Below are 23,080 nucleotides of genomic sequence, written 5' to 3'. Positions count from 1 at the left end.
TCCGGCGTTGCTTCCCAGGTTAGGCGCGGCGGTCGCCGATACTCGAAGTCGTGGATGCCGCTGCGTGGGTAGGGCTAGTCGCGGCCTTGGTCGCCGTCATCGCAGCGGTGATCGCCGCTTTGCAGGCGAGCAGCGCCCGCCGACAGGCCGTTGCCGCCGAGCAAGAGCTGGCCGACAACCGAGCCGAACGGGAACGATCCTCCCTGATTCAGGGCCGCCTAGCGGCGGTTGACTACCACCAGGCCGTCACCCTCTACGTGCGGGCACTCTATGGGGCTGCGGAAACCGGTGACGGTCGCGACGCCGCCAGCGAACGCGAGGAGGCCGCGCGCGCATCCTTGCTGCGTGCAGTGAACGCTGTTTCCAACCCTGAGCTAGCGGAAGAGATCATCAATCTATGGCAGCAGGTCCGCCTGGTCGAACTGATGCACCACCGCCTCGGCGGAGACACCGATCCGGACCTGTTGAAGGACCTTCGCGAGGCCGTCATCCTGACGTCGCTCGTGGCGAACAGCCTGGCCTCCAAATTGGGCGATCCCGTCTGGACGGACCCGCCGCTCAAACTCAGCCGGGACCTTCCCCCACACGACCATGGGAACGGTCCTTGCATGACCAGCTGCTTCTCGGATGGGAGCCGTAGTAGCCCCCACCCGCGTGGAGCGAGCTAGCTAGCCGGGGTAAGCGTCGACGAGTAGCGTGCACGCACCGCAGCCAAACACCGCCACGATCCCCGTACAAGCGACACGCCGCAACGACCAAACAAAGCACTACTAGCGGAGCTGCGACTGCGAAACGCAGTTGAGGCGGCAGTACGGCAACCGACCAGCACGCTGATCATCGGGGTCTACTGCCGTACCCAGCCACCGTTCTCGTCAGTACTCGAGCCGGTAGAGCGAGTAGTAGCCGCCGCCGGCCGCGATGCAGCGGTATTCGGTCCAGCCACCGTCGTTAATTCCGACGTAGCCTGCAGCGTCGCAGTCATACAAGGAGGAGTATTCGCCCATGTACGTGTACATGCCGGTAGTGGCTTGAGCTGGCGCGCCGCCTCCAGCCCAAACCGCCACAACCAGTGTGGCGACGAGCGCGACCCGAGCGATCATTATTGCCCTCCAGGCAACGACTGGGCGAGGGTAACAAGCTATCACACAGATCGATCGCTGTGAATTCTAATTCACGGCGGGCGGCATCGGGTGCATCGGTGATCAACCTGGGCTACCCCGGTGACTTGGTCGAGCAGGTCCTTGCCGATGGTGTTGTCGCTGACGCTTGCGGCGGTGACGATGACGGCGAGGAGCGGGCCGAGGGTGTCGGTGATGATTCCGCGTTTGCGGCCGACGATCTTCTTGCCGGCGTCCGTGCCCGGCGCCCGGGCTGACGACCGAGCGGCCGCCGCGAGTCCGGTTCGGCGAGCATCTGGGCGCGGCCTACGATTCGGCGGTGGGTTCCTCGCTGACTGTTCGCTTGGCCCGGGTCGAGGACGTCGCCCAGATGGCGTGTGTGCATGTTCGGTGCTGGCAGCAGACGTATCGCGGGCTCATGTCGGATGCGGTGCTGGATGATCCGAGTCTCCCGGCCGCTCGGGAGCGGTTCTGGACTGCCGCCTTGACCGACGAGCGCTATCGCGAAAACCGGGCGGCTGTGGCCGAGCGGGAGGGCGAGTTGATCGGGATCGCGATGTCGGGTCCGCCGCTGGACGCTGCGGCGGTGTGGGCAAGGCAGCTGTATGTCCTCTATGTGTACACGGCCGACCACGGCACGGGTGCTGGGCGAGCGTTGTTGCAGGCTGTCATCGACCCTGCGGAGTCGGCGGCGCTGTGGGTCGCCGATCCCAACCCTCGCGCGCAGGCGTTCTACCGCAAGCACGGCTTCGTTGCCGACGGGACGACCCAGGTCGAGGACGGCGTGCGGGAGATTCGCATGGTTCGCGACGTGCAGGCGCCGTCGCCAGTGCCGTGAACAAGAACGTTTGAGGCGTTGGGTTGGGCCGCCCGAGTGGAGGGTTCGGTGGATTCCTCCAGGTCTTGGTCCGCTGAAAGGTGATGCCATGCCGGTGCAAGATCTGCCGCAGCCGTTCCCGCCCGATCTCCATCGGACGGGCGAGCTGCGCGGTGAGGTAGCCGGCGAGCTTGCGGATGCTCCGACGGGTGAATGGCCGCCCCAGCGCTTTAGCCCATGCTCTTGGCGCCGTCCAGGGACTCGCGGATGATGTCGGCGTGGCCGGCGTGCTGGGAGGTCTCGGTGATGATGTGCATCAGCACCCGGCGGGCCGACCACCGGTCCTCGGGCTGGAACCACGGGGCCTTCGGCAGTTCCTGGGTGGCGTCCAGGTCGGGCAGGGTGGCGACCACTTCGTCGGTGCGGCGGGCCACGTCGGCGTAGTCGGTCAGCACACCGGCCAGCGTCTCGTCGGGCAGCATCCGGAACTCGTCGGCCCGTCGGGCCCAGTCGGCCTCGGTCATATCGGTGAAGTCACCCCCCATCGCCGACTTGCCGTCCAGGATGAAGCCCACCCAGTTCCGTTCGGCCGAGGTGACGTGCTTGATCAGGCCGCCGAGGCACAGCTCGCTGGTGGTGGTCCGGCGCCCGGCCTGCTCGTCGCTGAGGTCGCGGGTGGTGAAGCGCAGGAAGTGCCGGTGTTTGGCCAGCATCGCCAGCAGGTCGGCGCGCTCGCCGGTGACGGCGGTCGCGGGGGACAGGTCGCGGGTGGTCGCTTCGTCGACGGTCATGGTCTCTTGCCTTTCCTGATGGTTCGGTCAAGGACACGCTAGGGACCATAGCGGTCACTTTCTGGCCTGAATTGCGGAAGAATCGAGATCATGGCGAACACCAGCACCCGGACACTGCGGCTGCTGTCCTTGCTCCAGACCCACCGGTACTGGCTGGGCACCGAACTGGCCGAGCGGCTGGGCGTCTCCGTCCGCACCCTGCGCCGTGACATCGACCGGCTGCGCGAGCTGGGCTACCCGGTCGAGGCGCAGCGCGGCGTCGACGGCGGCTACCAGCTCACCGCGGGCGCGTCATTACCGCCGCTAGTGGTCGACGACGAGGAGGCAGTCGCCCTAGCCGTGGGGCTGCAGGCCGCCGCGCACAGCTCGGTGGAGGGCCTCGCCGAGTCCTCCGTGCGGATGCTGGCCAAGGTGGTGCAGGTGATGCCGACCCGGCTACGGCGCCAAGTCGAGGCGCTGCGCGCGATGACCCTGCCCGCCGGCTGGGACAGCCCGACCCGGCCAGGCGTCGACCCGGGCGTGCTCACCGCGGTCGCGCTGGCCTGCCGGGACAGTGAACACCTCCGCTTCTCCTACACCGCCGCCGACGGTCAGCACACCGAGCGGCACGTCGAGCCGCATCGGCTGGTTTCCCTCGGCCGCCGCTGGTACCTGGTCGCCTACGACCTCACCCGGCACCACTGGCGCAGCTTCCGAATCGACCGCCTCACCGCGCCACACGGCACCGGCTCCCGGTTCCGGCCCCGCGACCTGCCCGCCGCGGACGCGGCCGAGTTCGTCCGCACCAGCCTGGGCAACCTGTCCCGCCCGTACCGGGTGGAGGCCTTGGTCGACGCCCCGGCCGCAGCCGTGCGCGAGCGGATCGGTCGGTGGGGTACAGTCGAGGAGCTCGACGCCAAGCACTGCCGAGTGCGGATGACCGCCGACTCCCTGGACTGGCCGACCATGGCACTGGGAGCGCTCGGCGCCGACTTCCGTGTCCTCGACCCGCCCGAACTGCTCGAGCAGATCCACAAATGGGGCGCCCGATTCAACCGGGCTAGGGCGTGATCCCTCCACGGTCGACGCGCTCGCGGCATGGCAGCCCCATCCGCATCGGCAGCTGCGCATGCTGGGCCCAGCGAGAGCACTGGTGCGTGACGGCACGCCGCACCCACGATCAGCAGTAGGCGTGCCTCCACGCTACGAGGGCAGTGCACTTTCCGGCGTCGGTGCGCTGTGTGGACAGTGGGACGTTGGTGGAGTTCTGACGCTTTGGCTGTCCATGATGGATGCGGTGGGTGTGGTGGTGCGGCCGTGGTGGTCACGGACGAGGCCGGTGAGTTGGTAGTTGAGTGCGGTGAGGATGCCTTCTTTGCTCCAGGCGGCGAAGTAGCCGTAGACCGTCGGGTGGGGTGGGAAGTCGTGGGGTAGGTAGCGCCAGGCGATGCCGGTGCGGTTGACGTAGAGGATGGCGTTGAAGATCTCGCGGAGGTCGTGGGTGGGGGTGCGGCCGCTGCCAACCGGACTCAACGCACAGATCAGATCAAGCTACTGCGGACTGACCTCTCACGTTCATGCAGAACGGTCCTCACGTCCGTCCAGTTACGCCCAACCTCATTTAGTTAGGAGCAGTTAGTCATGCCGACGCACCCCGGTAGCTGGCCCACGAGCGGGCAGCAACCGCGAGCGGTCCGCGATGCGGGGCCGGGCTCTCCTGCCGCCGCTGCTCCCACAGGTCAGCGAGCGCTGCGGCGAAGGCGTCGACTGCGTCGGGTGCGGCCTGCTTCCACGCTGGGATCTGGTCGGCCCACTCTTCAGAGTCCGCCGGGCTGTGTCCGGCTCGGACGAGTCGGACGATCATCAGGGCGGTGTCGATCCACGCCGCGCCCCGGCACGGCATGGACCAGTCGACGACGTGCACCCGGGTGTCGACCAGGAAGTTGAACGGCGTGACGTCGGTATGCAGGAGGGTTTCCCCGTCGACCAACTCAGGGGCGATGAAGCCCTCCCAGCGCTTGGTCGCCGCCTGAACTCGGACCGGCGGGCACGGGGTCAGCCCTTGTGTGAGCGCGGTCAGGGTGTCGGCGATGACGGGCAGGTCGGTAGACCCGGGGGTCAGGTCAGCGTGCCGGCCGGGCACGTGATCGAAGCCGAGAGCCAGCCAGTCGCTCTCCTCGATTTTCCACCGCAGCCTGGGTGCGATGTCGGGTAGCCAAGGATTGACTCGGGCCTCGGCGTGGTGCATCCGGGCCAAGGGGTTGCTCGTCTGGATGGCCTTGCAGAAGATGCGCCCGCCGTCGGTGTCCAGGGTCGCGGCGAGGCTTGACACGGAACCGGTGGACGCCGACCGGGCTGCCCGGACCGGGCCGATGTGGGACTCGATGGCAAGCCGAACCGTAGCTGGCAGGTCCTCCCAGTGGCGGTCGGGCATCCCACTCCCTCGCTGACTGCGGCGACCGTAGACGCATGCAGCCTACGGTCGCCGCAGCGGCGGGGCGCGGTTCAGCTCAGCGTGTCGGGCTGTCGGTGCACCCGGCGTGGCACTGCGTGCAGTCCGCCTTGCCACGCCACAGCGGCCGGTCGATTTGGTAGCCGACGGCGGCGATGGCGTCGACGGCCCGGGCCAGTGGCACGGCCCCACGGGCGGGGACGGTCGGCCACTCGCTGCCGTCCTCCGGCTCGTGGTGGATGAACCGGCCGGCGATCCGGTCGCAGAACTCGCTGTAGTCGCGGCTGTAGAGGAGGAAGGTGTGCCAGCCGATGTCGACCATGTCGGAGGGGCCGATCGGCGTGGTCGTGACGGCGGCAGCGGCGAGGAACGCCAGCGCCTGGTCGAGGATGCGCGCCGGCATGCCGTCGGGCAGCTCCGGGTGGTCCTTGGCGATGCGGTCGGTGAGCCGCGCGAACAGTTCGGGGGACACCAGCGAAGACCCTCGCCTCAGGGCGGTCGTCGGTTTGAGCGCGGTCGCGGTCATGTCTGCTCCTCTGTGTCTGCCTTGGCTCTCTGCCAGGTCTTCACCCAGCGTGGTCGTTAGGGGACCCCTTGTGAATGGGGCGGGTGTTGCGGCAACATCGGCCAGGATGGATGGGAATACGCTTCCTGACCCGGCCAATGTGCCGGCCGTGCAAACCGTGTTCGGCCTTGCCTTGCGGCAGCTCCGCACCGAGGCCGGGCTGTCGCTGCGGGCCCTCGGCAAAGCCACCCACTACGACTTCAGCCGCCTGTCCCGCGCCGAACGTGGCGAACACCTCGTCGACCCTACGGTGGTCAAGGCCCTTGACGAGGCGCTGCACACCGGCGGGCTGCTGGCCCGGCTCCGCGCCCTGGCCCCGCCTGACCCCGCCCACAAGCAGCGGAATCGGGCAACGCGAGGGGCCGGCATTGCCGCCGGCTCCGGCGATACGGTGAGGCTGGAGCTACGGACGGCGGACGGAAGGAGCGTGCAGGTGGCCCTGACGCGACGCGAGTTCTCTCACCTGCTGGCCACCGGCGCGCTGCGGGCCGTGCTGCCGGCCGGCGTGACCGACCTCGACCAGGCTGACCGGGTACGACGGATGCTCGACGGCCCACGCCGACCCGACCCGCAGGTTCTCGACTACTTCCGCCGGCTGCTCGCTGAGCACTACACCGCCGACAAGATGCTCGGCCCCCGGCAACTCCTCGGGCCGGTGATGGCGCAACTCGACGTCCTCGACAGCCTGCGCCGGCACATCGCGCCGGGCGCCGACCGGCCGGTGCTGCGGCTGCTGACCCAGTACGCCGAGTTCGCCGGCTGGCTGCACCAGGACGCCGGGGAACTGCCCGCCGCCTGGCACTGGTCCGACCGGGCCTCACAGTGGGCACAGGCCGCCGGCGATGACGAGATGGTGGCGTACATGCTCGTGCGAAAGAGCAACATCGCCACCCTTGACACTGACCCGGCAGCCGTCGTCGGTTTAGCCGCCGCCGCCCAGCGCGTACGGGGCGACGTGAGCCCGAAGTTGATCGCGCTGGCCAGCCAGCAGGAAGCCCGAGGCTGGGCCCAACTCGGTGACGTCGGCCGCTTCCGTAACTGCCTCGACACCGCGGCGGCCCTGCTGCGGGAGCATCCCGACGACGTGCGCCCGACAGCGCCGCTCTACTTGCACGGATACGACCTGGCCACTCTGGAAGAGCAGAGCGCCAGCGCGTACCGCAGCGCGGGCGACCCGACAACGGCGACGGCGATCCTGGAGCGCAAGATCCAGGAGACGCCGGCTCACCTGGCCCGCGACCTGGCGCATCTGCGGGCGAAACTCGCCAACGTCGTCGTTGCCGGTGCCGATCCTGATCCGGTGCGGGCTGCCGAATTGGGTCTTGTCTGCGTCGAGGTGTGCCGGCAGTCGGGGTCGGGACGGATCGCCGGAGAGTTGCGGGCGCTGGACAGGACGTTGGCACGGCGGTGGCCCGAGCTGCCGGCCGCCCGATCGCTCCGTGAAGCGTTGGCGGCTTGACCCGACGAGCTGGTCCGCAAGACGGACCAGCCGGGGCGGGTCACGGAGACGCGGCCCGCCCCTTCGCGTCGCAGTCGCCGCCACCGGTGGGTCCGCCAGCACGTCCGGGCAGCGGCGGCACCGCAGCACCAGGTGGCCGCCGCAGCGGCACGGCCACCAGTCTCGGACCGGCCGTGTGGCCGACCCTCCGGCGTAGGCGTGCCCGGTGCGGCAGTGCGTCGGCTCGTCGCCGACCAACTCGCGGACGCGGCGATAGGGGAAGGCAACCGCGTGCGGGTCGGCGGGGGCTCGCGCGGCCAGGTGGCGTAGCTGGGCCGGGTGTCGACCGTGCGCTCGACGACCGTCGTCCCGGCCGGCGAGTTACCGGCGGAGTCCCAGCGGATGATGATGCGCCACTCCACGGTCAGCACTGTAATCGCACATATGTTCGATCGGTTGCGGTCGTGGTCGAGCTGCTCAACATCGGTGCCGACGAGCTCCCCCACGCGCAGCCCGGTGTACGGCAGCAGGGCAACAATCGCCGCAGTACGGGCGGCCTGGGTGCCGGTGTCGGCGGCGGCGAGCAGCGCCTCGGCCTGCGCACACGACAGGCCGGCGGTGCTCGCCGGGTCGGATCGGTCTTCGGCTTCTGCTTGGATAAGGCCACCTTGCTCGACCGCTCACGACTGCTTCGACCAACCGTCGGGCAAGACGAACCGCGCGACTCTGGGCTGGTTTGGCTGCAGGTCAGCTACATCAGCGTAGATGATCCGCCGGCCGGGCGGTGTTGGTCAGGTGGCCGGGGCGAGGGTGAGCAGGCCGCATCCGTACGCCTTGGCGTGCCCGATTCCGCTGGTCATGGCGCGGCGGATGGCGTCGGCGTCGGTGACCTGGAGGATGCCGTCGTACGTCACCGTGGTGAGCGTGACCGTTCCCATGCCCCGTTTGAAGGTCTGCGCCTGGCGGCGGTGCAGCCGTAGGTTGGGTAGGCCGTCATGTTGCGGTGCGATGGCGAAGCCGTGCCGGTCGGCGCGGCTGGTCAGCCATCCGATCTGCTCCTCTTCCCGCAGGTAGCCGAAGCGTTGGGTCTCCTTCGCGTCGGCGGTCTTCCGGCCGCTGTGCGTCGGGTTGGCGGTGAGTCGGAATGCCCACTGCTGGCCGGGACGGAGGGACTGGAGCAGTCCGTCATAGTCGCGGGTCACCCAGGCTTCCGTAGTGGGCCAGCCGGCCTGTTCCACGAGGTGGGTGAGGTCGGGTCGGCCGGGGCTGACGATGTAGAGGTGCACGGTCGAGGTGGCCGGGGTGTCGAGTCGCCACAGGGTGCGGCTGCCGGCGTGCTCGTGGTCTTCGGGTGCGGCGAAGGCCGCGCGGACGGCGCCGTGCATGGCATGGGGTGAGGAGAGCAGCTTTCGCGCGCCCCGGCGGGCGACGTTGATTCGGAACCGGGTGAGGTACATGGTCAGCCTCCCAGCAGGCTTAACGGGTCGTGGTCGGTGACGTGGGCCCGTTCCGCGAGGTCGTTGGTGACGTCCACGTGTCGGCGTAGCACCGAGCGCCAGGTGTGTTGCCGGTGGGCGGGGTCGAAGCTGACCGGTTCGTCGGGCACGGTTTCGGTGACCGGTTCGTCTGGCCGCGCATCCCGGATGATCTCCAACCGGATGGTGCTGGCCGCTTTGCGCCGGTACCAGTCCGCGGCGAGCCAGGGCCATGTCGTCAGTGCGCTGTCGAGGGTCAGGTCGTGGACGCCGAGGTTGATCGGGCCGGCGGGTGGGCAGGAGCGACGCCCGAGGTAGAGGGGGAACTGTGGGCGGCTCAGGGCGTCGGCCAGGCCGTGCAGTAGTTCCCGTTCGCCGCTGAGGACGGCGAGGAAGGCGGCGTCGGTCAGGTAGTAGCGGTAGGTGAGCGGTGCGCTGGTGCGTCCGTCGAGGGAGTGGGCGGTCTGGAAATCTCGCAGGAGCTGTCCGGGTTGGTCCAGGCGTACCCCGAACTCCAGGCCGAGTAGTTCGGTGAGTGGCTCGGTGCGGCGGATGCCTCTGGCGGCGGCGAGCAGGCCGATCACGCCACTCTTGGTGGGTGCTATCTCGGTGCCGCGGCGGGCGAAACGGCTGGACGAGCCCCACGACTGCAGCGGGCCGGCGAGCCTGAGCACCAGCACGCTCATGCGGGCTGACCGAGGGCCAGGGCGACGTGTTCCCCCACGCCGCTGACCAGTTCGCCGAGGCTGACCGCCTTGCCGAGGTCGGCCAGCACGGCGGTCTTCTCGCCGACCTGGGTGACCCAGCTGGCGGTCGGTCGCTCGCCGAAGGCGTTCTCGACCGCGACGGTGTGCTTCGCCAGGGCAGCGGCGGCCAGTTCCACCCGGCCAGCGGTGTGGGTCTCGCGGACAGGCGTCTCGAACGCGCCGACCAGGTTGATCGGCTGGGAGTCGCGCATCCGCACCAGCACCGCGTCGGGCAGGGTGCGGTGGGCGAAGGTGTTCTGCTTGCCGGTGGGCATGCTACGGACGAAAGCCGTGAGGAACGCCTCGACGGCGGCCCGGGTGGCGTCTCCGTCGCCCAGGGTGCGGTGCAGGGCGTCCACGTCGAGGGTGGCGTAGCGGTACAGGGTGGACGAGTTGAACTCGACCGTGCCGATCATGCCCGCGCCGGTCTCGCTGGCGTCGGCCTTGCGGTCGTCGACGGCGGTGAAGTAGTCGAACTCGTTGTCGACGGCGTGCACGCTGATGGCGTGCGCGACCTGGCAGGCGGCGTCGACGTTGATGTCGGCCATGTCGGCGACCATCCGCCCGAACAGGGCGATGTCGATCGAGTGGTCCGCGTTGGCCAGCGCCTTGAACCGGCTCTTGTCCATGGCCTCACCGGCGCGGTGGGCTTCCAGGGTGGCAGCGGCGATGTTGTCCAGTTGTCGGCGGCTGAGGAACAGCAGGTAACCGGATTCGACGTCCCTGACGTCGCCCTTCTTCTTCTCCGCCTTGGCGAGGCCGGAGGCGGCGAAGGCGTCGGCTGCCAGGACGGAGGCCGCCTCGTCGGACAGGCTCGGGTCGAGAGCCTTGAGTCGGGCCGCGAGGGATTCGCCCACCCGTTTGGTGCGCTCCCCGAGCTCGGAACGGTCGACCAGGGTGGGGAAGGCCAACCGGACAGCCCGCTTCCATGCCTGGCTGGACACCCGGGCACGGCGGACACCACCATAGATGGCGGTCTTCGGCGAGCCGGTGTCGTCCCGGTTGAGGTTGCTCGGCGGTACGGACTGCAGCACGTAGACGTCGATGATGGTGCGGCTCATGACGCGTTCTCCTCAGGGTCGGGGGTGACACCGTCGGTGTCGGTGGCATCGTTGGGGTTGCTGCGGAAGAACTCCCGGCCCCACACGGCCTGCACCCGGGGCCGGAGAGCCGGTTGGCGCAGGGTCTTCAGGTCGTCGGCGAGCAGGCCGTAGTCGAGTGGAATCTGCTGCTCCCGCAGCATCACGATCAGGCTGCGAAGGTGGTAGACGCTTTCGGGGTAGGAGCTGGCGGTGCCCAGTGCGGCGAAGCGACGCCGTACCCCCTCTGGTGACCTGGAGGCGCGGACGAGTGCGGCGAGGGCTTGGCCGAGGCCGTGTCCAGGGCTGTGCATGCGTTCCCGGCGCGACTGTTGATGCAGCGCGTACAGGGTGACCGCGTCGTGGGCGGCGTACTCGGCGTCGGCCGCCTCGGCATCGTCGGCGGGCCGGTGGCCCAACAGGTGCGGGGGAACCTGGAGGTACCGCTCCAGGGTGTAGTCGAAGCCGGGCACCCGACCGATGCCGCGGCGGAGCCGGGCCAGTGTGCTCACCGCCTCTGGGTCGGGCGCGTCGCGCAGCAATCGCGCCTGCAGCCCACCAACCGTCCGGGAGATGTGTTTGCCCAGTTCACCGCAGGAGCGCACCCATGGCTTACGTCGTGGGGTGCCCGCCTGCTCCAGGTCGACCACAGTCATACCGTCTCCTCCTGCCGCTGCTGCGTGCGTTCCGCCGCCATGGGCAGCGCCCTGGCCAGGCCGGTCCGGAACCATGCCTCGGCCTGCGAACTTGAGTAGTGCACCGCCCTGCCGGCGCGGTCGACGCCGGGCCGGCCGACCCAGGCTGCCGGGCCGGCGGCGGCGACCAACTCGCGGCCGAGCCGGTCCACCGCCCGCCACACCTGGCGCTGCCACCAGGCTCGCTCGGCTACGGGATCACTGTCCGGGCCGAGCGTCGCCAGCCAGTCACGGAAGGCGCGGTCGAGTACGGCATAGGCGCGCTCCGCCGCACGGTCGGCCTCACCGCTGTCGGTGTCGCGCCCGCCGGCGGCGCGTACCAGATTGGTGGCGAGGCGGCGTAGCACCTGGACTGCGGCCTCGGCGTCGGCGCTGGCGTCGATGACCGTCGCGCGCAGCGCGGAGTGTTCGACCAGCAGCAGCACGTTCATGGTCAGTGCGTCGCTGAACACCTCGTCGATGACCGACTGTTTCGATCCGTAGGCGACGCTGACGGCGCGGGGCCGGACCTGCATGTGGTGACTGATGACGCCGGTGACGGTCAGCCGGGCCAGCCACTGGATGACCATCGGTGACAGCCGTTCCGCTGCGTCGCCGCCGCGCGGTGGCGGGGGCGGCAGCAGGGTCTGGAGTCCCCGCCACAACGCGCGGGTGTGGTCGTGGGGGCGGGGGAGGTAGATCGGGGTTCGTTTCTGTTCGCGTTCGCGTGGGCCGCTGCGCCCCCAGACGCTCATCGGTTCCAGCAGGTGCCGGTCCTGCCATTCGAGGCGGTCTCCGTTGGCGATCATGGCGCCGGTGATGCCGTCGGCGTCGCCGAACAGTCGGATTCGTCGGGACTGCCAGGTGTAGAGGCTGAGTAGGCCCCAGGGGCCGCGGGTCACCTCAGCTTCCTCGGCGGCCGTCTGCGGGTGGCGTTCCCACACCGGCAGGTCTCGCTGAGCGGCCCGCTGCCAGCCGGGGGCGATCGGCACCAGGTTGAGCAGCAGGGTCTCCCGCAGGGTGTCGCCCTCCACGTAGATGCCGCCGAGCCAGCCGAGCAGGCTGGCGCCGATCGGGTAGCCCTTGCCCTTCTTGGCCCGACGGTCGCCGACCGCTCCGGTCTTGATGCCCGAGGTGTCGTAGGCCTGGCAGTGCACCAGCCACCGGGCGGCCTCCGCCGGGGTGATCGACTCCAGGCCGGAGCCCGCCCGGGACGTAAGGAACGGCATGCCGTTGGGTACGTCCGCGATGAGGCGCTCCAGACCGTAGGTGTTGTCCTTCTCCGCCCGCAGCGTGGCGACCTGGTAGAAGGGGTGCTCCGGGTGCAGGAGGTCGAAGCGGCTACGGAAGGCGTCGAGGTAGTCGGCGATGTCCGACAGTGGTAGTTGTCGGTCCTGCCAGAGCGACTGCCAGGCGGCCTCGCCGGGTGGGCCGTCGGTGGCCCGGTGCAGGATCGCCAGCGCCAGCCGCAGGATCGCGAAGGTCTGCGAGGGCAGCTCGCAGGCGAGCATGCGTACGTCACCGGCCTGCGCGAACAGGTCCGACAGCGACAACTCGCGGCGTTGGCCGGCGGTATCCAGCACCGGGATCCACGGCTTGTCCACGAGGGAGAAGCCGGGCGGAGATGGTGAGCTGGTCATCGGCGTCACCTCCTTTGCCTTCGAAGTGAGCTCAGCGGGCTACCTGGAGCCCGTCGGTGGGGGAGTAGTGCAGGTCGAAGCCAGCCACCGTGGCCCGCCCGTCCGTGTCGAGGTCGAGGACGCGTTCTCCGGCGAGCCACTGGTTGCTCTGCCAGGCGGCGACGTCGACGCGTCGCTCAAGATCGGCGATGACCCCGTCGATCACGTCGGCGTGGGTCATGGCGAGAGGCAGCGGCAGGGTGCAGCGCGCGATCTGCCGGGGCAGTGGCCAGTGGGGGACGCTTCCGGTTGGTACCGGTGTCCCACCGCCGTCGATCCATGGCGGTATGACCAGGCCGTCCGCTGTCCGTACCAGCAGTAGGACCTCGAGTGACTCGCTGTCGCTGTCGCGGACGTGACCCAGCGCCGTGTGGTCGTCGGCCTTGCCGACGCCGCCGGTGAGCCACCCGATAAGCGGCACCCCGTGTTCGGCGACCTCGGCCAGCCGGTAGCCGTCGGCCTGCAACTCCTTCGCGGCGACGTCGTCGCGCTGCTTCGCCTCTGCCTCGACCATCGTGGGCTGCCACGATTGCGGACCGACGGCCGCCTCGCCGTAGGCGTCCTGGGTGAGGGTTGGAATGTCCGCCGGGAGACGTAGTGGCGCGCCGTCGAGGTGCGGCAGGAGGACGGCGGCGCTGCGTAGCAGGGTCGCCGGGTGATAGACGCGGCGCGAGCCGCTGACCGGTTGCGGCGGTTCGCAGGTCCAGTCGGCGCCGGTGATCCAGCAGCGTGGCGTCGTGAGCCTGTTGGGGCGTGGGCGGGGGTGGCGGTGTAGCCGGCCGATGCGCTGTAGCACCAGGTCGACCGGGGCCAGGTCGGTGACGAGCAGGTCGAAGTCGATGTCGAGGGACTGTTCTGCGACCTGGCTGGCCACCACGATGTGCCGGTGGGGGCGGCTGCCTGTGCCTGGCGGTCCGAACGTGTCGCGCAACCAGCGGTCCTTCGCCGCACGGTCGACGGCCATGAACCGGGAGTGCGCCACCGACACCGGGAAGTCCGGTCCGAGGGCCGCCCGGAGTGCCGCCGCCGTGTCGTGGACCCGCGCGACCGTGTTCCGGACGACGAGCGCGCAGCCGCCGGCCGAGAGTTGGTCGCGGAGCAGCCCGGCCAAGGTAGGTAGGTCGTCGTCCAGGGGTCTGACCTGCACCTCGATGCTGCGGCCGGAGTCGGCGCAGCTGATGGCCGTACCGCCCCGTTCGGCTACTGATGCGGTCACCAGCGGGTAGCGCAGGTCGCTGCGTACCGCCGCGTAGTGGTCGACGACCGGCTTGCCGCGATCGCGCCAGGTGGGTCGCGGTGGTGGCCCGAGCCGTCCCCGGTCGTAGGCCGCCATCAGGTCGGCGCGCCGCTGTGCCGGCAGCGTCGCGGAAAGCACCACCACCGGCACCCCGTAGGCGGCGAGCCACTCCAGCGCGCGGTCGAGGAAGCGACTCATGTAGACGTCGTAGGCGTGCGCCTCGTCGATGACCACGACCTTGCCGGCGAGGCCGAGGTGGCGTAGCACCAGGTGTCTGCCGCGCAGCGCCGCGAACAGCAGTTGGTCGATCGTGCCGACGACGAAGCTGGACAGCAGGGTCCGCTTCGGGCCGGCCAGCCAGGCGTGTACGCCGATGTCGGCGCCTCCGGCGTCCTGGGCGATGCCGGTCGGTAGCGTCGTGGTGCGCAGCTGGTCGTACTCGGGGTTGAGGGCTGCCTTGCCGTGGGCGAGCCGTACGTCGCGTTCGCCCCGGCCGACCTGCGCGTCTGGCAGGCGCAGCAGCCAGGACAGCATGCGGCCGAACATGGCGTCGCTGGTGGCCCGGGTGGGTAGCGCCAGGTAGCAGCCGGCGGCTCCGGTGCGGCGGGCCAGGATCTCCACGGCCGCCAGCGCTGCCTCCGTCTTGCCTTCGCCCATCGCTGCTTCGACGATCAACATGCCGGGTGTGGGCATGGTGGTGGCCTGGTCGGCGACGGTCCGCTGCACCGGTCGCGGTACGGCACCGGCGGGTAGTTCGAACCGTGCGCCGAACAGGTCGTCCACGCTGGCGGGTGGTGCGACCGGCAGCCATGGCGTAGGGAGGCCCAGCGTCTCCCAGCCGACGGTCAGCCGGTCGGTCCCGACGTCGTCGAGGGTGTAGGGGAAGAAGTCTTCGTTGCTGGCGATCCAGTCGGCGACGATGACGAGGCCGGTGAGTGCGGCCTGCACCGGTTGGGACAGTGGGGCGTCGCTCCAGGCGGTGAGTCGTTCGGTGGCCCCCGCCCGGTCGGTCATCCAGGTCAGCAGTTCCTGTTGCACCTGCCGCCAGGCACGGTCGCTGAGCAGGTGGGGACGGAACTGGACGGCGCGGAGGTTCTCGTCGGTCGGTGGTATCCCGTGGTGGCCGCCGACCACGATCGCGTACGGGTGCGGGTCGGTCCAGCCCTGCTCCTGCAGCCAGTCGGCCAGCACGATGTGCCCGGCGGTGGCGTGCGGGGCGTACCGGCGGTCGGCGCGGATCAGTTCCGGGTCGTAGCGGAGGCCCTGGTGGCGCATCTGCTCGGCCAGGTGGGGGGCCTGGCAGGCGAAGGCGGGTGTTGCCTTGCCGATGTCGTGTACTCCGGCCAGCCACACCGCGAGCGTGCGGGCGTCCGGGTCACCGCCGGGGAGCTCGTCGGCGATGCGTCGACGTACGGCGGGGCTGAGCCAGTGGTCCCACAGCCTGCCGGCGACGTCGGCGGTGTCGGCCAGGTGTCGCCACAGCGGTAGCCAACCGATGGGGGAGGTGCCCTTGCGGTCGGTCTTGCCCCAGACGGACCGTGCCGCCTCGCCGAGTTGCGGGGCACCGGTGGCGAGTTGCGTGCTCACTGCGCTACCGCAGGCAGCAGTGGGCTGGGCGTTCCGCTGTGCGACAGGTAGAGCATGTCGCGGGCCCGGGTCAGTGCCACGAACAGCAGGCAGCGTTCACGTTGCAGGTCCTGTTTGTGGGCGTGGGGGTCCTCCGCCGCCGAGGTGATCGCGTGGGGGGCGGGTAGCACCCCGGCGTCGAGACCGACGATCGCGATGCACTGGAACTCCAGCCCTTTCATCCGGTGCATCGTGGCGACCCGTACGCCGTCGATGCCCCGCTTGTCATCGGCGACGGGGATGTGGGCTTCACTCAGGGTCCTGCTGATGGTCTTGACCAGCTGCCCGGTGCGGGCGGCGACGCCGATCGCGTGGGGCTCGACGTCCTGGTCCAGCCAGGTTCCGACCCGTTCGATGAGCGCTTCGAACTCGTTGTCCCGGCTGCCGTGCGGTGCCAGGACGGGCGGCTGGCCACGGGTGATGGACCGGTAGCCGCGCAGGCTGTCGCCGTCATCGTCCAGGCCGGTGGCGGCTTCGCCGTTGAGGACCCGGACCGACAGATCCAGGATCTCGTGGGTGGTGCGGTAGTTGACGGTGAGCCGCCGGGTCCGCCCCCGCACCTCGATGCCGAGTTGGGCGAGTGACACCTGGCTGTCGTAGATGCGCTGGTAGGAGTCGGCGAGCAGGAACATGTCGTTCGGTCCGGGTGTGACGAGAGCGCGGAGCAGCCGCCACTGCGCCGGGTGGAGATCCTGCCCTTCGTCGACGACGACATGTCGGTATCGCGCGGGGGACTGGCGCGCGATCACGGCCGCGTCGTCGGCGAGTTGGGTGTGCGTGCGTAGGCGGCGTTTCGCCAGGTCACGTTCGGCGGCGACGATCGTCGCCCACACCTGCTCGCGTTGAGCCGCCCGCAGGCCTTCGCCGCGTCCCTTGCGGGGGGCGTCGCGGTACGCCTGCAGCGTGGTCAGCCGCTGGGCCAGGACCACCTGCTCCCATTCCCGCCGGAGGAACGCGCTGCTGAAGGTCGTGACCCGACCAGCGCGGTTGACGTACGTCGGCCCGTTCTTCGCCGCCACGTCCCAGAGTTGGTCCAGCACCTCGGCCTCGGCGACCGCCACCTTCCGGCCGCTGCGAGTGACGATCTCGTACGCCAGCTTGTCGACGCTGACCACGTCGATGCGAGCCCGGACCATGGGGTCGTCGGTGAGTCGGTAGAGCTGTCTGTCGAGTGCTTCGGCGAGCGCACGGGTGAACGTGGTCAGGAGCACCTTGGACCCGTCCTGCGGCAGCCGCTGGGCGAGGAAGACCGCCCGGTGCAGTCCGGTGACGGTCTTGCCGGTGCCGGCGCTGCCGGTGACCAGCGCGGGGCCGTTGTAGGTCTCCCGGTAAGCGACATCGCGTTGCGTGGGGTGCAGGAAGGTGCGCCACACGTCGAACGGGTGGGCGAGGATCGCGGCCAGTTCCACCGGACCGGAGACGAAGGCGATCCGTTCCGGGGTGCGGCGGGCTGCGGCCACGAGGTCGTCGGTGTCGACGCCCGACACGATACGGTCGGCCACCTCCGCCCAGACCTCCTCGACGGCCATGCCGCTGGCCAGCCCGTTGAGGACGTCCAGTTGCCCCTCGGGCAGGCGTCGGCCGAGGCTTTCCAGCTGCCGGTCCGTGCTGATGAGGCGCAGCAGGGGCAGCAGGTCGGCGTCCACGCCGAGGCGGAGGAGGTCGGCGTTGGAGATGCCGTCGAAGAGCCCACCGGCGGGTGGCCGGGACGGTGTCGTCGAGGCGAACTCTTCGATGCCGGCCTGGTCACGCATCTCCAGCACACCGAGTACCTGGTTGACGGTGAACCGCCGGCTCACCGCGAAGGCGATGGCGTCGTCGTGGGGGAGGACGTCGAGGAGCACGTACTTCTGCTCACCGAGCGCGACCACCACGCCCTGGTACGCCTGGTCGATGGGGATGAGGTGAATCTTGGGGTCCCGGGCTCCGGAGAGCTTCTCCAGGTGCAGGCGGGAATGGGTGTGTTCGGCGAACTTCCGGATGGCCGCGTCGACGGCACGTTGCACCCGGCGTTGCAGCCGGGCATAGGCGGGAAGAAACCCCCGATCGATGGCCAACTCGGCCATGCGTCCCTCCGTCGTTCATCGCCTGGGACACGCCAGGGCGCCAGTTCCCGGCGCGGTACAGGTAAGGCGGCTGCGGCCGGCCTTGACCCGCGCGAGACGCGGAAGAAGGCTCGTCAGGTGGGCCGCTGACGCCGACGCACAGTGAAGCAGCTTGTGAAGCGTGTTTGCAACGCTTATCTTAGTGCTGTCGGTTCACCGACACTCCCATGGTCCCAAGGGCGGTCACCATGGCTAGGCTCAGCGCCGTGCTGACGGCGAAACGTCTCAGGAATCGGTATGTGTTGGGCCGCTATCCCCTGCCGGGCAGCGGGATGGGTGAGGTCTGGGTGGCGCGGGACACCCGACTTGAGCGCGACGTCATCGTGAAGTTCGTCCAACCCGCGCAGCTCGACGTGGAGCTGATCCGTCGGTTCCGGCGGGAGGCACTCCTGACCGCCCGACTCGACCACCCCGGCGTGCCTGCCGTCTACGACCTCGACGAGCACGACGGCCGGCCGTACGTTGTCCTGGAGAAGATTGACGGGATCACGCTGTCGACCCTGGTCGACGAGCAGCATCCGGTGCCGATCGGCTGGGTGGCCGCCATCGGTGCACAGATCAGCAGTGTTCTGATCGCCGCCCAGCAGATCGGCCTGGTGCACCGGGACATCAAGCCGAGCAACATCATGCTGGACCCGAGAGGTGCCGTGAGGGTGCTGGACTTCGGCCTGGCCGTCCTGCGCGACGACGACCGCTACTCGCGGATCACCGAGACGGGTCAGAGCCTCGGCACCGTCGGCTACATGGCCCCCGAGCAGATCCTCGGCGAGCCCGCCGACCACCGCACCGACCTGTACGGCCTGGGCGGCACCCTGTTCCACCTCCTCACCGCCCAGGTGCCTTTCGACGGCGACACGACCACCACCACGCTGCGACACCAGCTCGACGACCCGCCGCCCCGCGCGGCTGAGCTGCGTCCCGAGATCCCGGCCGTCCTCGGCGACCTCGTCGACTCGCTGCTCGCCCATCGACGCGAGGACCGGCCGGCCGATGCCAGCGAGGTGTACGCCGCGCTGGCGCCGCTGGCCCTGGACCGGCCGGCGCTGCCCGGGGTGGTCACCGACAGCGTCGGTGCCGTGCAGGGGTACGCCGCGGTCGTCGGCGGGACACCGCAGCCCGCCCACCGCGCCGTGAGTCCGGTCCCACCATCGGTGCTCGACCCGGAGCAGGTGGCGCGGCAGGCGGAGCAACTGTTCGCCGCCGGCGAGTTCCGGGCTGCGGCACGCCTGTGGCGGAGCCTCGTCGAGCACCATGTGCAACGCCATGGCGACGACCACCCCGCGGTGTTCGGCTTCCGCCTGAACACCGCCCGTGCTCATGACTTACTCGGTGAGCACGGGCGGGCACTACGTCAGCTCAACGACCTACTGCGTGACCAGACCCGGTTGGTCGGTGCCGGGCACCCGAGTGTGCAGCAGCTACGTCAGGAGATCGAAGCCGTGGAGGAAAAGTCGGCGTCGTCTCCCCGCTCTCGATCCGTACCGAGCGTGGGTCGCTGAACGCCCGGGGCAGCAGTGCCGCCTTCTGCTCCGGGAACCGGCCGCTGCCGTGGTGGAAGATCAACGCGCAGTTCTGCCCACGGGTCTCCGTGGTCAGCGCGCGCCGGGCGAGTGGTGAGTACATCAGGCTGTGTTTCCACCAGGCGGCTTCCTCGCCGTGGCGGTCGAAACCACGGCCGCTGGCGGCATGCCCGAACGCGTCGTGTACCGCGCGGAACATGTCGTTCTCGCCGTCGCTGAGATAGGGGTGCGCGTTGCCGCTGGCCGCGCTGGCCCACACCTTCAGCCGGCGCTCCCGCATGTCGTCGACCATGGACTCGACGCTCTGGTACGGGTCCTCGTCGACGATGCGTACCGCCACGCCCAGGCCGCCGAACTCGACGCGGCCGATCAGGAAGTGGTACTGCCGCACGGTCTCCTGGCAGAACCTGGCGTACGAGGGGTAGGCCCGTTCGTCCCGGCTCGGCGCTGCCACGTACGCCGCCGCGATGGCGGCGCCCAGGGCGGGGTCAAGGCGTACTGCGGCGTACGCCTGCGCCGGGACGGCGCGGACGCTGGGCCGGTACCGCAACGCGCCGTCGTGCAGGTACCCGACCGGCGGGAACGTCGTGGTCGACGTGGGCGTGGCTGCGAGCAAGGGTGTTCATGGTCCTCCTTCGGTTGTGGTGGATGGGGCGGATCAGTCAGCGGGTGATCTCGGCCTGACGTACGTCGAGCATGTTCAGGTCCTGAGTGGCCGTTGACCGCTGCTCCGCCCGGAGCAGTTCCCCGAACATGCGGATCTCGGAGACCCGACGGTCCCGGTGGAGCTTGGCGAACTTGCCGATGGTGGTGCTGTGTCCACGGCGCGGCATGGAGTCCTCCTCGGAGGTCGATGGAACGGAGACGCCGAAACAGTAGCGCCTGTGAACCGAGTACACAACATGCGATCTCATGCTAGTGTTCACGTGTGACAGCGGAGCGGAGCACGGCACACGGAGCGGCGACCCTGACTGCCAGTGGCATCGCGCGACTGGCCAACGTCGGCAGAGCCGCGGTGAGCAACTGGCGTCGGCGTTACACCGACTTCCCCACGCCGGTGGGTGGCACCCCGAGCAGCCCGTTCTTCGACGCGCACGAAACCGAGCAGTGGCTGCGTCGCCACGGCAAGCTGCACCAGGCGGCCACCGAGCAGTGGGCCTGGCGGCACATCGAGAGCTACCAGCCAGCGGCGCAGATGACCGAAGCGCTCGGCATCGCCGGCGCCTACCTGCTCGCTAATGTGGATCAGGCTCCTGCCGCCAGCGAGGACCTGTTGACCCCGAAGCAGCTAGTTACCCGCCTGGGTGCCCTCGACGCCCGGCTGGCCGGCATGGTCGGCCGCGTGCTGCCGAAGCAGTGGACTCCGCAGCTGACCGCCGTGCTGCGTACCGTCGACGAACTCGGTCGCGAGCAGAACGCGGAGACCGCCTTCGAATACCTGCACCACCAGTACGTCACGTCGGCGCACTCGATGTCCGGCCTCGCCGGCACCCCAGACACCGTCGCTGAGGTGATGCTGGCGCTCGCCGGCTCCGGCGCGTGCACGTTCGACTTCACCAGCGGCACCGGCTCGATCCTGCGTATGGCCGCCGACCAGGCACTGCAGCGGGGCACCGTGACGCACTGCTACGCCCAGGAGATCAACCCCCAGTACGCACTGATCACCCTGCTGCGCCTGTGGTTCGTGCACCTGCGGGCCCGACGCGCCGGGCAGGAGGCGGTTGCACCGGTCGTGCACGTGGGCGACAGCCTCCTCGCCGACGCTCTGCCCGACCTGCGGGCCGACGTCGTCGTGGCGAACTTCCCGTTCGGTATCCACGACTGGGGCCACGACCGCCTCACCTACGACCCGCGCTGGACCTTCGGCCTGCCCCCGCGTACCGAACCCGAACTCGCCTGGGTGCAGCACGCCCTGGCCCATCTCTCTCCCGGGGGCACCGCCGTCGTCCTGATGCCTCCGGCCACCGCCCTGCGTCCCGCCGGGCGGCGTATCCGTGCTGAACTCGTCCGCCGGGGTGCCCTGCGCGGGGTCATCGCCCTGCCTGTCGGCCTCATGCCACCGACCGGCATCGGCCTGCACGTCTGGGTGCTGCACCAGCCCGACCCGCGACAGTCACCCGCCACCCCGGGGCTGCTGGTCGTCGATGCCACCGCCATGACGAAGGACCACACCCTCGCCGAAACCATCGGCGGGGTATGGCGCAGCCATCTGTCCGGCGATCTCACCGAAGCGCCCGGAATGCATCGCGTCGTGGACGCCATCGACGTGCTCAACGACCAGGTGGACCTGACGCCGCAGCGCTACCTGCCGCACACCGCCGAGGACTCCCTCGACCCGGTCCGCATCCTCGCCGCGATCGACGACTTCGGTCGGCTCATCGACGACGTCCGCCGCAGCCTCCCGCTGGTGCGGGAGTCAACAGCCGAAGCCCTCCGCGCCGCGTCCCACGCCGAAGTCGCCGACCTGATCCGGGCGGGCAGCGTGGCCGTGCACCGGGCGGTGACCCGTAGCCGGGCGAGTAGCACGGGCACCGACCGTCCCGTTCTCACCTCCAGCGATGTCCTGGCCGGCCGGCCGGCGACCGGTACGGCCACCCACGCCGCGACCGAGGACGCCGGTTCACGGGTGGAGGACGGCGACATCCTCATCCCGGTCATCGGTCGCGAGATCGTCGCTCAGGTGGCTACCCCGGAGCAGATCGGTGCCGAACTCGCGCCGGGTGTGCAACTGCTACGCGTGGACAGGAATCTGTTCGACCCGTGGTTCGTCGCCGGGGTCCTCTCCCGTACCGACAACGTCAGGGTCGCCGGCCGGGCGTCCAGCAGCGGCAGCGGGGCGCTGCGCATCGACATCCGACGGCTCGCCATCCCGGTGGTGCCGCTGGAGGAGCAGCGAGCGTACGGGGAAGCATTCCAGCGGCTTGCCGAGTTCCGTACCGGACTAGGTCGGATCACCGAGGCAGGGAACGCCCTGGCCCGCGACATCGGCGACGGACTCACCTCGGGCGCCCTCGCTATCACGCCTTGAGTAGCCCCTGTACGCAATGTAGCCTGCACTGCTTTCGGTGAATGCTCTCAGCCCAGGTCCCGGTGCCAGCACGTCGAACAGCAGCCAATCCGCGCGCAGCTCAAACGCACCGTGCTACGCGCCGACGCTGTGCCCGCCTCCGACCGTCTCGTGTGCGATCCACCTTCGCAGGGACTCGGACGGCCGGCTTCTTGGCTACAGTTTGCTCACAGCCTGCTCGATCTTCTTCGAGGCAGATGGCTTCACTTTTCCCGACACCCGCACCAGCACCCGACCCTCGTCCGTCCGATAGTGGTACTCGGTGCCGAGGATCGGCATCGATTTCAAAGACTCCTGAATGAACTTTGACCGCCGGTCGGCGTCGTCTTTCGTCGGGAAGACCTCGATGACCAGGCCTCGGTCGATGCCGTACTTCTCGCCTTCGCGGTTGCCGCCCGGCAGATCGGCCGAGGCGCGTGAGGTGTATCCGTTGGGGCGACCGAGCAGATCGTTCGGGTCGGTGTCCTCGTTCTGTACGACGCCGCCGGTAAGGCTAACGCTCGCCTCAGTCAGCTTGTTGAGGACGACCTTGGCATCCTGCGGGGCGGCTTGTGCCGGAGGACTCGTGGACGCGGTGGGCTGAGGCGCAGGTGAGCTGGCGGTTGCGCTGCCGTTGCTGTTACCGCCGCAGCCGGCGACGGCGAAGATCGTGGCGGTGGCAGCTAACACAAGGACGCTGGTTCTGTTTCGCATCCGAACGATGATGCCGGCA

The 23,080-nt window shown here is 69.6% G+C and carries 19 protein-coding genes and 3 pseudogenes; 6 read left to right on the top strand and 16 right to left on the bottom strand.

All coding sequences use genetic code 11. The annotated features are described in order from the left end of the window. Positions 1 to 50: 50 nt before the first annotated feature. The gene (locus B5D80_RS18420; protein ID WP_088645127.1) at positions 51 to 668 is read left to right on the top strand and encodes a hypothetical protein; all 618 of its coding nucleotides are present in this window, start codon (positions 51 to 53) and stop codon (positions 666 to 668) included. A gap of 204 nt (positions 669 to 872) precedes the next feature. Here B5D80_RS18420 and B5D80_RS32985 read toward each other — a convergent pair whose 3' ends face one another. Together B5D80_RS32985 and B5D80_RS18415 are read right to left on the bottom strand one after the other, a co-directional pair. After that, a complete protein-coding gene (locus B5D80_RS32985) occupies positions 873 to 1,100 on the bottom strand; it encodes a hypothetical protein (protein WP_144081703.1) in 228 nt (75 codons plus the stop codon). 122 nt (positions 1,101 to 1,222) lie between these two features. Continuing rightward, positions 1,223 to 1,360 (bottom strand): annotated as a pseudogene (locus B5D80_RS18415) (transposase); the annotation flags it as partial. Positions 1,361 to 1,437: 77 nt separating this feature from the next. Between B5D80_RS18415 and B5D80_RS18410 the strand changes: the two are divergent. Continuing rightward, complete coding sequence (locus tag B5D80_RS18410) at positions 1,438 to 1,956, top strand: GNAT family N-acetyltransferase (RefSeq protein WP_245854731.1); 519 nt, start codon at positions 1,438 to 1,440, stop codon at positions 1,954 to 1,956. A gap of 209 nt (positions 1,957 to 2,165) precedes the next feature. On the opposite strand, the gene B5D80_RS18400 is transcribed toward B5D80_RS18410, so the two are convergent. Next, positions 2,166 to 2,726 (bottom strand): DinB family protein, encoded by a 561-nt coding sequence (locus B5D80_RS18400; protein WP_088645126.1) that lies wholly within the window; start codon positions 2,724 to 2,726, stop codon positions 2,166 to 2,168. A 90-nt stretch (positions 2,727 to 2,816) separates the two neighbouring features. Between B5D80_RS18400 and B5D80_RS18395 the strand changes: the two genes are divergently transcribed. Then, complete coding sequence (locus B5D80_RS18395) at positions 2,817 to 3,776, top strand: helix-turn-helix transcriptional regulator (RefSeq protein WP_088645125.1); 960 nt, start codon at positions 2,817 to 2,819, stop codon at positions 3,774 to 3,776. Positions 3,777 to 3,924: 148 nt separating this feature from the next. On the opposite strand, the pseudogene B5D80_RS18390 reads toward B5D80_RS18395, so the two are convergent. The 3 genes and pseudogenes from B5D80_RS18390 to B5D80_RS18380 form a co-directional block, all read right to left on the bottom strand. Beyond that, a pseudogene (locus B5D80_RS18390) lies at positions 3,925 to 4,205 on the bottom strand (transposase); the annotation flags it as partial. 139 nt (positions 4,206 to 4,344) lie between these two features. Then, positions 4,345 to 5,139 (bottom strand): phosphotransferase, encoded by a 795-nt coding sequence (locus tag B5D80_RS18385; RefSeq protein WP_088645124.1) that lies wholly within the window; start codon positions 5,137 to 5,139, stop codon positions 4,345 to 4,347. A 76-nt stretch (positions 5,140 to 5,215) separates the two neighbouring features. Then, positions 5,216 to 5,683: a glycine-rich domain-containing protein gene (locus B5D80_RS18380; protein ID WP_228544325.1), complete on the bottom strand. Its 468-nt coding sequence runs from the start codon at positions 5,681 to 5,683 to the stop codon at positions 5,216 to 5,218. A gap of 157 nt (positions 5,684 to 5,840) precedes the next feature. Between B5D80_RS18380 and B5D80_RS18375 the strand changes: the two genes are divergently transcribed. Further along, complete coding sequence (locus B5D80_RS18375) at positions 5,841 to 7,181, top strand: helix-turn-helix domain-containing protein (RefSeq protein WP_245854729.1); 1,341 nt, start codon at positions 5,841 to 5,843, stop codon at positions 7,179 to 7,181. A gap of 434 nt (positions 7,182 to 7,615) precedes the next feature. Here B5D80_RS18375 and B5D80_RS35140 read toward each other — a convergent pair. The 8 genes and pseudogenes from B5D80_RS35140 to B5D80_RS18340 all read right to left on the bottom strand — a co-directional run. Continuing rightward, positions 7,616 to 7,771 (bottom strand): annotated as a pseudogene (locus tag B5D80_RS35140) (tyrosine-type recombinase/integrase); the annotation flags it as partial. A gap of 180 nt (positions 7,772 to 7,951) precedes the next feature. Then, positions 7,952 to 8,617 (bottom strand): type I-E CRISPR-associated protein Cas6/Cse3/CasE, encoded by a 666-nt coding sequence (gene cas6e / locus B5D80_RS18370; RefSeq protein ID WP_088645122.1) that lies wholly within the window; start codon positions 8,615 to 8,617, stop codon positions 7,952 to 7,954. Positions 8,618 to 8,619: 2 nt separating this feature from the next. Then, entirely contained in the window at positions 8,620 to 9,321 is a 702-nt protein-coding gene (gene cas5e, locus B5D80_RS18365) for a type I-E CRISPR-associated protein Cas5/CasD (RefSeq protein ID WP_088645121.1), read from the bottom strand. Then, positions 9,318 to 10,442 carry a type I-E CRISPR-associated protein Cas7/Cse4/CasC gene (gene cas7e, locus B5D80_RS18360; RefSeq protein WP_088645120.1) on the bottom strand — a complete coding sequence of 375 codons (1,125 nt, stop codon included), beginning with the start codon at positions 10,440 to 10,442 and terminating at the stop codon, positions 9,318 to 9,320. The genes cas5e and cas7e overlap by 4 nt, the downstream gene beginning before the upstream one ends. Next, entirely contained in the window at positions 10,439 to 11,116 is a 678-nt protein-coding gene (casB, locus tag B5D80_RS18355; protein WP_158224214.1) for a type I-E CRISPR-associated protein Cse2/CasB, read from the bottom strand. Before casB ends, cas7e begins: the two co-directional genes overlap by 4 nt. Further along, entirely contained in the window at positions 11,113 to 12,774 is a 1,662-nt protein-coding gene (gene casA / locus B5D80_RS18350; protein WP_088645118.1) for a type I-E CRISPR-associated protein Cse1/CasA, read from the bottom strand. The genes casB and casA overlap by 4 nt, the downstream gene beginning before the upstream one ends. A 31-nt stretch (positions 12,775 to 12,805) precedes the next feature. After that, positions 12,806 to 15,637, bottom strand: coding sequence for a CRISPR-associated helicase Cas3' (gene cas3 / locus B5D80_RS18345; RefSeq protein WP_158224213.1), 2,832 nt, complete (start codon positions 15,635 to 15,637; stop codon positions 12,806 to 12,808). Then, on the bottom strand, positions 15,634 to 17,742 hold the full coding sequence (locus B5D80_RS18340; protein ID WP_088645117.1) for a UvrD-helicase domain-containing protein: 2,109 nt from the start codon (positions 17,740 to 17,742) through the stop codon (positions 15,634 to 15,636). Before B5D80_RS18340 ends, cas3 begins: the two co-directional genes overlap by 4 nt. Before the next feature lie 278 nt (positions 17,743 to 18,020). Between B5D80_RS18340 and B5D80_RS18335 the strand changes: the two genes are divergently transcribed. Continuing rightward, entirely contained in the window at positions 18,021 to 19,280 is a 1,260-nt protein-coding gene (locus B5D80_RS18335) for a serine/threonine-protein kinase (protein ID WP_245854728.1), read from the top strand. Positions 19,281 to 19,963: 683 nt separating this feature from the next. On the opposite strand, the gene B5D80_RS33400 is transcribed toward B5D80_RS18335, so the two are convergent. Then, the gene (locus B5D80_RS33400; protein WP_158224212.1) at positions 19,964 to 20,134 is read right to left on the bottom strand and encodes a hypothetical protein; all 171 of its coding nucleotides are present in this window, start codon (positions 20,132 to 20,134) and stop codon (positions 19,964 to 19,966) included. A 182-nt stretch (positions 20,135 to 20,316) separates the two neighbouring features. On the opposite strand from B5D80_RS33400, the gene B5D80_RS18325 reads away from it, so the two are divergent. Next, a complete protein-coding gene (locus B5D80_RS18325; protein WP_245854726.1) occupies positions 20,317 to 22,329 on the top strand; it encodes an N-6 DNA methylase in 2,013 nt (670 codons plus the stop codon). Between the two features lie 195 nt (positions 22,330 to 22,524). Here B5D80_RS18325 and B5D80_RS18320 read toward each other — a convergent pair whose 3' ends face one another. Next, positions 22,525 to 23,061 carry a hypothetical protein gene (locus B5D80_RS18320; RefSeq protein WP_144081702.1) on the bottom strand — a complete coding sequence of 179 codons (537 nt, stop codon included), beginning with the start codon at positions 23,059 to 23,061 and terminating at the stop codon, positions 22,525 to 22,527. Between the last annotated feature and the right edge of the window lie 19 nt (positions 23,062 to 23,080).

The organism is Micromonospora wenchangensis, assembly GCF_002210435.1.
Lineage (GTDB): Bacteria > Actinomycetota > Actinomycetes > Mycobacteriales > Micromonosporaceae > Micromonospora > Micromonospora wenchangensis.
The sequence above is the reverse complement of the archived record's forward strand: the minus strand, read 5'-3'. Positions and strand labels throughout refer to the sequence as shown.

Coding starts and splice junctions, on each gene's coding strand:
- B5D80_RS18380 (WP_228544325.1), bottom strand. CDS start 5,683: ATGACCGCGACCGCGCTCAAACCGACGACCGCCCTGAGGCGAGGGTCT.
- B5D80_RS18340 (WP_088645117.1), bottom strand. CDS start 17,742: ATGGCCGAGTTGGCCATCGATCGGGGGTTTCTTCCCGCCTATGCCCGG.
- cas7e (WP_088645120.1), bottom strand. CDS start 10,442: ATGAGCCGCACCATCATCGACGTCTACGTGCTGCAGTCCGTACCGCCG.
- B5D80_RS32985 (WP_144081703.1), bottom strand. CDS start 1,100: ATGATCGCTCGGGTCGCGCTCGTCGCCACACTGGTTGTGGCGGTTTGG.
- B5D80_RS18320 (WP_144081702.1), bottom strand. CDS start 23,061: ATGCGAAACAGAACCAGCGTCCTTGTGTTAGCTGCCACCGCCACGATC.
- casB (WP_158224214.1), bottom strand. CDS start 11,116: ATGACTGTGGTCGACCTGGAGCAGGCGGGCACCCCACGACGTAAGCCA.
- B5D80_RS33400 (WP_158224212.1), bottom strand. CDS start 20,134: ATGCCGCGCCGTGGACACAGCACCACCATCGGCAAGTTCGCCAAGCTC.
- B5D80_RS18400 (WP_088645126.1), bottom strand. CDS start 2,726: ATGACCGTCGACGAAGCGACCACCCGCGACCTGTCCCCCGCGACCGCC.
- casA (WP_088645118.1), bottom strand. CDS start 12,774: ATGACCAGCTCACCATCTCCGCCCGGCTTCTCCCTCGTGGACAAGCCG.
- cas5e (WP_088645121.1), bottom strand. CDS start 9,321: ATGAGCGTGCTGGTGCTCAGGCTCGCCGGCCCGCTGCAGTCGTGGGGC.
- cas6e (WP_088645122.1), bottom strand. CDS start 8,617: ATGTACCTCACCCGGTTCCGAATCAACGTCGCCCGCCGGGGCGCGCGA.
- B5D80_RS18385 (WP_088645124.1), bottom strand. CDS start 5,139: ATGCCCGACCGCCACTGGGAGGACCTGCCAGCTACGGTTCGGCTTGCC.
- B5D80_RS18395 (WP_088645125.1), top strand. CDS start 2,817: ATGGCGAACACCAGCACCCGGACACTGCGGCTGCTGTCCTTGCTCCAG.